Source organism: Streptomyces sp. NPDC005648 (assembly GCF_040605395.1).
GTDB lineage: Bacteria > Actinomycetota > Actinomycetes > Streptomycetales > Streptomycetaceae > Streptomyces.
In genome coordinates this window covers 85,412-93,189 of the sequence record NZ_JBEXCS010000029.1, presented here as the reverse complement: position 1 = coordinate 93,189, position 7,778 = coordinate 85,412, and the positions used below count along the sequence as shown (strand labels likewise).

Here is a 7,778-nt window from a genome sequence, read left to right as displayed (position 1 = left end):
GAGGGCGGGCCGGGCGGCGTCTGGGGCGTGCTCTCGGCGTGCCGGGCGGAAGCCCTCGTACTGGTTGTACGTGGGTTTTCGCCCGGTGCGGCGAGAGTGCGTGCCAGACGCCGCCCGGCAGGCGGGACTTTCGCAACACGCCCTAGCCCGCCCGCTCACGCCATCCAGAAGAAGACCGCCGTCATCCGCTTCTCCTCCAGCGACTTTCCGGAGTAACCGGTGGCGCTGTGCACCAGGTTGGCGTTGTAGAGGAGCAGACGGTTGTACTTGTGCGGGACGCGTACGTCCTCCTCGAAGTGGTCGCCGGGCACGAACCGGGTGCCGAGCGCCTCGACGAGGTTGTTGTGCGGGGCCTGGACGACGTTGCCGCCGAGCCGGCCGCCCGGCAGGGACTGGCGGTAGAAGGCGGTGCCGCAGTCCTTGCCGACGCCCGAGTTGAGGTACAGCACGGCCGCGTACCGGCACAGTGCCCGTGAGTCGGTGTGCGGCCGCGGCTCGCTCTCGCCCTCACCGACGACCTGGACGCAGTTGTGGTTCAGCGTCCCGCCGCCGGGCGCCTTCTGCACCCACAGCTCCTTCGCCCCGGTCGCCTGCCTCACCAGACGTTCCACCCGGGCGAGTTCAGCGGGCTCCAGCCCCGGCATGGTGCGCAGCCCGGGCCAGGTCTCCGAGGTGTACGGGTACCCCTTGACCCAGTCGTCCTTGGCGAGGCACCTCTCCCGTACGGCGTCCACGTCGGGCAGCACATCGTCGAACACCCAGTAGTCGCGGCCCTTGGTGGGCTTGCGGTAGGGCAGGACGGGCAGGGCCGTGGGGACCCTGGGTGGTGGCGGTGGGGTCATGGCCCGAATCTAGGTCGGGGATTCGTCCCGACTCTCCCGTCAACTGGTCAACATTCCGTCAACCCTTGTCATGCTCACCATCAGCGAAAAGGGTGCCCGGCCCCGCATGACACGGCTCACACCGGCCGTTCTTTACCAAATCAAAAGGTTCCGCGGCCGGGTCGCGTCCGTACTCCACTGCGTCCGACCCCCGCCGAACGACCAAGGGCGGGACCCTCGACCGGGCAGGAGGCACGGTGGCTTTTTCGCGGAATGCGACGGGAACTCTCTTTGTGGGCGGTGCCCTGAGCCTGACTCTCGCCGCACTCGCCTACCCCTCGATGCTCGGGGTCAACACCGTGTCGAGTTCGGGGACGAGAGTCATCGCGCAGACCCAGTGGGGACCCCTGACCGAGTCGGACCGGGACTTCGTGGTGAAGGTGCGCGCGGCCGGTCTGTGGGAGTACCCCGTCGGGCAGTTGGGGCTCCAGAAGGGGCAGAGCGCGGCGGTCAAGACCGCGAGCAAGCACCTGATCGACGGTCACGCGGCGCTGGACGCCAGCTGCCGCAAGATCGCGGTGATGCTCAACATCACCATCCCCAATCTGCCCAGCCCCCAGCAGCAGGGCTTCGTCAACACGCTCAAGGCGGACAGCGGCAAGCAGTTCGACACCGACTTCGCCAACATCCTGCGGGTGACGCACGGTTCGATCTTCAACACGATCGCGAAGATCCGCTCCACGACCAAGAACACGGTCGTCCGGACGCTGGCCGACCAGGCCAACGCGACCGTCCTCGACCACATCACGGTCATGGAGAACACCGGGCTGGTCAACTTCGACCAGGTCCTCTTCCAGGAGACGACCCCGCCGAAGCTGCCCGCCAAGGACCTGACCCCGCCGCCGCCGCTCGCCGGTCAGCCCGAGGTCGTGCTCACACCGCCGGTGGACACCACGACCCAACCCCCCATCCTGCCGGGCGAGTCGACGTCCGGAGGGGGCACCGCACCGAGTCCCAGCAGTCCGACCGTGGGGTGAGCGACGGGTCCGGAAGGGCCCACTCCCGGTTGTGTCGAAATTGTGATGGCCCGTTGAACTATCCCTGCTACACCGCAGGTTGACAGGGTTCGATCACGAGATGGACCATGTGAGGACACTGAGGCTCATGTGACCAATGAGCCCGGTGCTTCCCAAGACCATCCGCCCCGGTACGGCCGGCCGCCGCATGCCCGAGCACTTCTGTGCCGCATGCCGCCCGAGCCGCCGTACCGCGGTGCCGCACATGCCGAAGTGGGGATCTCGCATGTCCATAGCGAGTCGTTTCACCGCCCGCCGCCTGCTCGGGACGAGCGCCGCGTCGCTCGTCCTCTGCGCCGCCTCCGTCGCCGCCGCCTCGGGCGCCTGGGCGCACGGCGGTACCCCTGGGGGCGACGGCTGGAACCAGGGCGGGAGCTACAAGCCCGGTACGGGCGCCGGCACCAAGACGGAGACGGACCGCTGCCAGTTCTCCCTCGACGGCACGCACTTCTACGACTCGGTCCGGGTCGACGACCAGAACCTGAAGCCCACCGAGGACGGCAAGGTCCACATCAAGGTCCGCACCGCCGGTGACGCCGCCACCTGCACCGCCTCCCTCGCCTCCTACCTGGCCCACGGCGCCTCCTTCGCCACCTCCGGCCAGCAGGTCTTCCTCGACTTCGACACCGTCACGGTGAAGCCGGGCCAGACCGACTCCCTCGACATCGCGGTGCCGGACGCGGGCTGCTTCGCGCAGATCGACCTGTACCGGGGCGCCACCAAGTTCGACGGCAAGCAGGGCGCGAACGACGGCTTCGAGCACGGTGACCTGCCGGCCGGCCCGGACCACGCGGTCATCAAGGACAAGCTGATCGCGTCCTGGAACGGCGGCACCAAGGACTGCACCACCACCGAGTCGCAGCCCCCGGCCACCCCGCCCGCGTCCACCCCGGCCTCCACGCCGCCGTCGGCCCCGGCCTCCGAGAGCGCCACCCCGACGCCGAGCGCCTCCGAGTCGACGCCGGAATCGAGCGACACCCCGGTCGCCTCCGCGTCCACCACCGTCCCGGCGGCCACGCCGAACGGCGGCGGCGGTGGCCTCGCGGAGACCGGCGGCGGCAGCGACGCCGGCCTCATCGCCGGCGGCGCGGCGGTCCTGCTGGCGGGCGGCGCGGCGATCCTCGTCGTCAACCGCCGCCGGCGCTCAGCCCACTCCTGATCCACTCCCGAACGACGAACGCCCCGGGGACCCCCGCTCCGGGGCGTTCGTCACGCCCGCGTACCTCGCGGACCGTCAGACGCCTTCCACGGTCTCCAGGTAGAGCTTCACGAACCGCTCCACATCCACCCCCAACGCCACGTCCACCAGCGCCGTTTCGCGCTCGCCCCCGTGGATCTCCGACTCGCCGGGCCGGGGGCGCCGGTCGACGATCGTCTGTCCCCTCGTGGGCCCCGGCGCGAGGGAGACCTCGACCGGCAGCGGACGGCTGGTGATCCCCGCCGGGTCCACGACCGTGCAGACCGCGCCCGCGTCACCGAGACCGCCCGCCTCCTCGGCCTCGAGGGCCTCGCCCGGACGGGCCGGCCGGTGCGCGAGAAGCTCGCCGGCCAGCCGGGCGCCGGGTTCCGCGCTCGTCCGCAGCCGGTGCACATCGGCGCTGGGGACGACGACCTGGGTGAACACGTCGAGGCCGTACATCGTGATCGGCACGCCCGCGGTCAGCAGCACCGCGGCCGCCTCCGGGTCGTGCCACACGTTGAACTCGGCGACCGGTGTGGCGTTCCCGGTGGCCACCGCGCCGCCCATGAAGACGATCCGCTCGATGTTGCGGGTGACTTCGGGATGCGTCCGCAGCAGCAGGGCGATGTTGGTCAGCGGCGCGGTCGGGATGAGGGTCACCGGTCGCGGCGACGCGAGGATCTCCCGGCGCAACAGGCTCACCGCGTCCAGCTCCGACGGTCCACGGCTCGGTGCGGGCAGCCCCAGATCGCCCATCCCGTCCGAGCCGTGCACATGCCGTGCCGACCGCGCCGGCTCGATCAACGGCCGCTCGGCACCCCGCCCCACCGGGATCTGCGGGGCGCCCGCCTGCTCCAGCACGGTGAGGGTGTTGCGGACCACCCCGTCCACGTCCGTGTTCCCGGCGACACAGGTGATCGCGCGCACATCGAGCGCCGGGTGCCGCACGGCGAACAACAGAGCAAGGGCGTCGTCGACACCGGTGTCACAGTCGATGATCACCGGAACGGCCTGACCAGCCACCACCCCGACCTCCTCCCAAGGGCCCCCGGGCCCCACGATCCAGTCTCCTACTCATACGTGGGCGACCCTACGGCGTCGGGAGAGGAGGGGGTGGGGGGTGGGGGGCGGGAAAAGTCGCCCGTACGGACCGGTGCGCTGGTGCCGCCGTATCCCCGGTGATCCCGTGGAGACACCGCACGCCGCACGCCGTACGGCCCCCCGACACAGGCCCGCCCCATGGAGGCCCCGATGCCCCGCACCCCCACCCGCGTCCTCGCCGCCTCCCCTCGCACCGCCGGCACCCGCAAAGCCGTCCTCACCCGCACCGCCCTCCTCACCCTGACCCCCCTCTCCGCCCTCGGCCTCCTCACCCTCACCGCCTGCGTCCCCAGCACCCCCACCGCCCAGTCCGGCGCCCACCCCGCCGCCTCCTCCAAGCACTCCCCGACCGCCCCGCCCGCCCCGCGCGTCCTCACCCAGGCCCAGGCCCAGGCCGCCCTCGTCACCGCCAACGACCTCGGCGACCCCTGGACCCCGACCCAGGGCGCGGCGACCTGGCGGGACGGGGTGCTGAAGGCGACCACCGAGTCCCCCGACTGCCGCCGCCTCCTCGACGCCCTCTACGCCGACGACCTGTTCGGCGCGAGCGGCGGCGCCCGGGCCGTGGTCGGGCTGGACGACGCGATGGACCAGGCCCAGCTGCGCTACCAGGTCCTCGCCCTGAACGCCGCCGACGTGGACCGGACCCTGGCCTGGCTGCGGTCACTGCCGGGGACGTGCGGCACGTTCACCGCGGTCACCGCGCACGGCGCCGTACAGAACGTGGCGCTGAGGGAGGCCGACCTGCCGCCGGTGGGGGACGCGCGCGAGGGACTGCGCGTCACGCTGCGCGGCCAGACCCCGGACGGCGACCCGACCGTGCTCACCCTGGACGTCGCCGCGGTCCGTGTCGGCGGCGACACGATCGCCGTCACCCTCGGCGGCATGGGCGACGTCTCGGCGGACGCGACACGGGCGGCCGTACAGACAGGGGTGCGGCGGCTCTCCGAGATCAGGAGGTCAGGGAGGGTCGAGGTCTGAGCCCCCATACCGGCTTCCTGCCGTTACGGAGCGACCAGGCGACCTCGCCCTGTCCCGCCGGCCCCACCCTCAACAGCCGGCCCCGCCCTCTCCGAACCCCTCCCCGTCGAACCGCCTCCGGCGCGCGACGACGTCCCGGGCCACCTCCAGCACCGTGAGCCCGTGGGCGAACGCGCGCGCCCGCAGCCGGGCCAGCGCCTCGTGCGCGTCGATCCCGAGCTGCGCCATGGTCATGCCGATGGCCTGGTAGATCGCGTCGTGGTCGGTGGCCAGTCCGCTCAGCCACCGCTCCCCCCGCGGGCCGTTCTCCTCACGCGGCAGGGCCATGAGGGCGACGGTGATGACCCCCGCCATCAGCCGCGCGGTCCACAGCTGGCGCTCGGTGAGCGGGCCGGGGGTCTCGCGGTAGAGGTCGAGGGTGCCGACGCAGACCACACCGTTGCCCAGCGGGACCGAGTACATGGCGCCGATCCCGAGCTCGGCCGCCTGGTGCGCGAAGACCGGCCAGCGCTGCAGGTCACGGCCCCCGGTGAGGTCGCAGGCGAGGACGGGGGCGCCGGCCTCCGAGGCGGTCACACAGGGCCCGTCACCGATCGTCGCCTGGAGTTCCGCGAGGTAGGAGGCCTTGTCGCTGCTGGCGCCGATCCGGACGGGCAGTCCGTCGGAGCGCAGGGACACACTCGCGCCGATCACCGGCAGCAGCCGTACCGCCGCCGCGCACAGCCGGCCGGGGATCTCCACCGGCCGGGCACCGCGCACCTTCTCGGCGATCACGGCGGCGGCCCGCGCCCGTTCCGGATCCCTCCCGTTTCCGCCCTCGCGGCCGGACCGGCGGCCGTCGTCACCGCCGTGTCCCGGATCGTCGCCGGGAAAGCCGAAACGGTCAGCGTCGGGCCGCACGGCCACCGCCTCCCTCGGCCACCGCCTCCCTCAGTCGCAGCGGCCCTCGTCCTGGTCTCCCGCAGCGGACCACCGAGCCGGGGGTCGGGTCGCAGCTCGTGACAGGACCGCTCGGTAGTCCTGCACGACTACCCCTGCCGACCGGGGCGAAACGGACCGCCCGTCCTCCGCTTCGACCGCTTCATCCCCAACCCCAGCCAGGCCAACCCGTACAACCGCGGCTGTGAGGCGATCGAGCGCTGCCGGGGCGGCAACGGCTGACGCGCCGGACCGAGGGGGCATCGGGCACCGACGGCCACGCGCCGTCGGTGCCGGGCTGTCACAGCGGCGGCTGTGCGGGCGCGGGCCCGAGCGTGGTCGTTCCGGGGGCCGTCCGGTGCCCCAGCCCCGTCCGGTACGCGTCCAGGGCCGCTTCGACCCGGCCGGTGCGGCGCAGCAGATCCCCCAGCAGCCGGCAGAGATCGGCGAGGTCCCCGGCCGCTCCCGCCCGCTCCAGCAGACTCAGCGCCCGCACGTAGTGCTCCTCCGCGCCCTCCGTGTCCCGTGCGTCCTCGGCGATGATCCCCAGAAGGCGGTGCGCCGCGGCGGAATGCAACGCGCCCCGTTCGGAACTCAGATCGTTCAGCGTCTCCCGCAACAGCGAGGAGGCCTCCTCCGACTTTCCCCGCCGATGCAGCACATCCGCCAGCTCGACCGCGACCTGGCTGCTGTACAGGGCCGCCCGCCCGGCCGACAGCATCTCCAGCGCCTGCCTCAACTCCCCTTCGGCAAGCTTGAGTTCGCCGTTCTGGGCATACACGTACCCGCGCATCCAGTGACAGTTGGCGAGCTCGGTGCGCAGCTGCAGCGTGCGATACAGCTCGGCCGCCTTCACCAGGGACGCGTCGGCCTCCGCGAGCCGCCCCTCCGCGAGCAGCGTACGGGCGACGGACCGGTGCATCCGGGCGACCAGCGCCGGGTCCCCGGCCCGGGGCGCCAGCGCGAGCGCCAGCTCGGCGGCCTGCGCGGCCCGCGCCTGCGCGCCCATGTCCATGTAGGGGCCGATGATGCTGGCGTACAGCAGCAGCAGCGCGTCGGGATCGTGCAGCCCGCCCCGGTTCAGCTCGTCGAGCGTGGACTCCAGCAGGTAGACGGCGTAACGGAGTTCACCGGCGAGATAGTGCGACACGGCACGCCCCCGCAGCGCCGGCACCCGCGCGGGCAGCGGCGCGTCGACGAGGACGTTCTCGGCCCGCTCGAAGTACTCCCGGGCGTCGACGAGTTCACCGGTGTCGATGGCGGACTCCCCGAGCCCCAGCAGGGCGACGGCCTGCACATCGGTGAGGTCGTGCGCCTCGGCCTCGTCCAGCAGCGCCGCGTACTGCTCGGCGGCCCGCTCGGCCTCCCCGCCGGCGAGCGTGCGCTGGGCCTCGGTGAGCCGGAGGCGCAGATCGGTGGCGAGGCGGGCCGGACGCCCGGTGGCCAGCTCCTCGTACGCCACTCCGAGCCGCTCGGCGATATGCCTGAGCGCGTCCTCGGAGGCGCGCACCCGGCCGGCCTCCAGGGTGGAGATGTAGGCGGGGGTGTATGCCGGCTCCGCGAGCTGCTTCTGCGTCAGCCCGCGGGTGGTTCTCAACTGCTGCACCCGACGCCCGATGGTGCCCGGATCGTCACGCTCAGACACGCCAACTCCCCCTGGCCCTCTTGCTGTTAGCCCCCGTCGACCCCTAGGTTAAGGCA

Annotated in this window: 7 protein-coding genes; 3 read left to right on the top strand and 4 right to left on the bottom strand. The window is 72.4% G+C overall.

Annotated elements, in window-relative coordinates:
• Window positions 1–155 precede the first annotated feature (155 nt).
• Complete coding sequence (locus ABZT17_RS19040) at window positions 156–842, bottom strand: DUF6445 family protein (protein ID WP_356350328.1); 687 nt, start codon at window positions 840–842, stop codon at window positions 156–158.
• Window positions 843–1,114: 272 nt separating this feature from the next.
• Here ABZT17_RS19040 and ABZT17_RS19035 point away from each other — a divergent pair, with 272 nt between their 5' ends.
• The gene (locus ABZT17_RS19035; RefSeq protein WP_356350326.1) at window positions 1,115–1,858 is read left to right on the top strand and encodes a DUF4142 domain-containing protein; all 744 of its coding nucleotides are present in this window, start codon (window positions 1,115–1,117) and stop codon (window positions 1,856–1,858) included.
• A gap of 265 nt (window positions 1,859–2,123) precedes the next feature.
• Window positions 2,124–3,056 (top strand): LAETG motif-containing sortase-dependent surface protein, encoded by a 933-nt coding sequence (locus tag ABZT17_RS19030; RefSeq protein WP_356350324.1) that lies wholly within the window; start codon window positions 2,124–2,126, stop codon window positions 3,054–3,056.
• 75 nt (window positions 3,057–3,131) lie between these two features.
• Here ABZT17_RS19030 and ABZT17_RS19025 read toward each other — a convergent pair whose 3' ends face one another.
• Window positions 3,132–4,100 (bottom strand): nucleoside hydrolase, encoded by a 969-nt coding sequence (locus ABZT17_RS19025; RefSeq protein WP_356350322.1) that lies wholly within the window; start codon window positions 4,098–4,100, stop codon window positions 3,132–3,134.
• 228 nt (window positions 4,101–4,328) lie between these two features.
• Between ABZT17_RS19025 and ABZT17_RS19020 the strand changes: the two genes are divergently transcribed.
• A complete protein-coding gene (locus tag ABZT17_RS19020) occupies window positions 4,329–5,159 on the top strand; it encodes a hypothetical protein (RefSeq protein ID WP_356350320.1) in 831 nt (276 codons plus the stop codon).
• A 69-nt stretch (window positions 5,160–5,228) separates the two neighbouring features.
• Here the strand turns inward: ABZT17_RS19020 and ABZT17_RS19015 are convergent, their stop codons facing one another.
• Entirely contained in the window at window positions 5,229–6,065 is an 837-nt protein-coding gene (locus ABZT17_RS19015; RefSeq protein WP_356350318.1) for a GAF and ANTAR domain-containing protein, read from the bottom strand.
• A gap of 313 nt (window positions 6,066–6,378) precedes the next feature.
• Window positions 6,379–7,722, bottom strand: coding sequence for a tetratricopeptide repeat protein (locus ABZT17_RS19010; protein WP_356350316.1), 1,344 nt, complete (start codon window positions 7,720–7,722; stop codon window positions 6,379–6,381).
• Between the last annotated feature and the right edge of the window lie 56 nt (window positions 7,723–7,778).

Excerpts from the sequence above, each read along its gene's own strand:
- ABZT17_RS19040 (WP_356350328.1), bottom strand. The coding sequence starts at position 842 with ATGACCCCACCGCCACCACCCAGGGTCCCCACGGCCCTGCCCGTCCTG.
- ABZT17_RS19030 (WP_356350324.1), top strand. The coding sequence starts at position 2,124 with ATGTCCATAGCGAGTCGTTTCACCGCCCGCCGCCTGCTCGGGACGAGC.
- ABZT17_RS19020 (WP_356350320.1), top strand. The coding sequence starts at position 4,329 with ATGCCCCGCACCCCCACCCGCGTCCTCGCCGCCTCCCCTCGCACCGCC.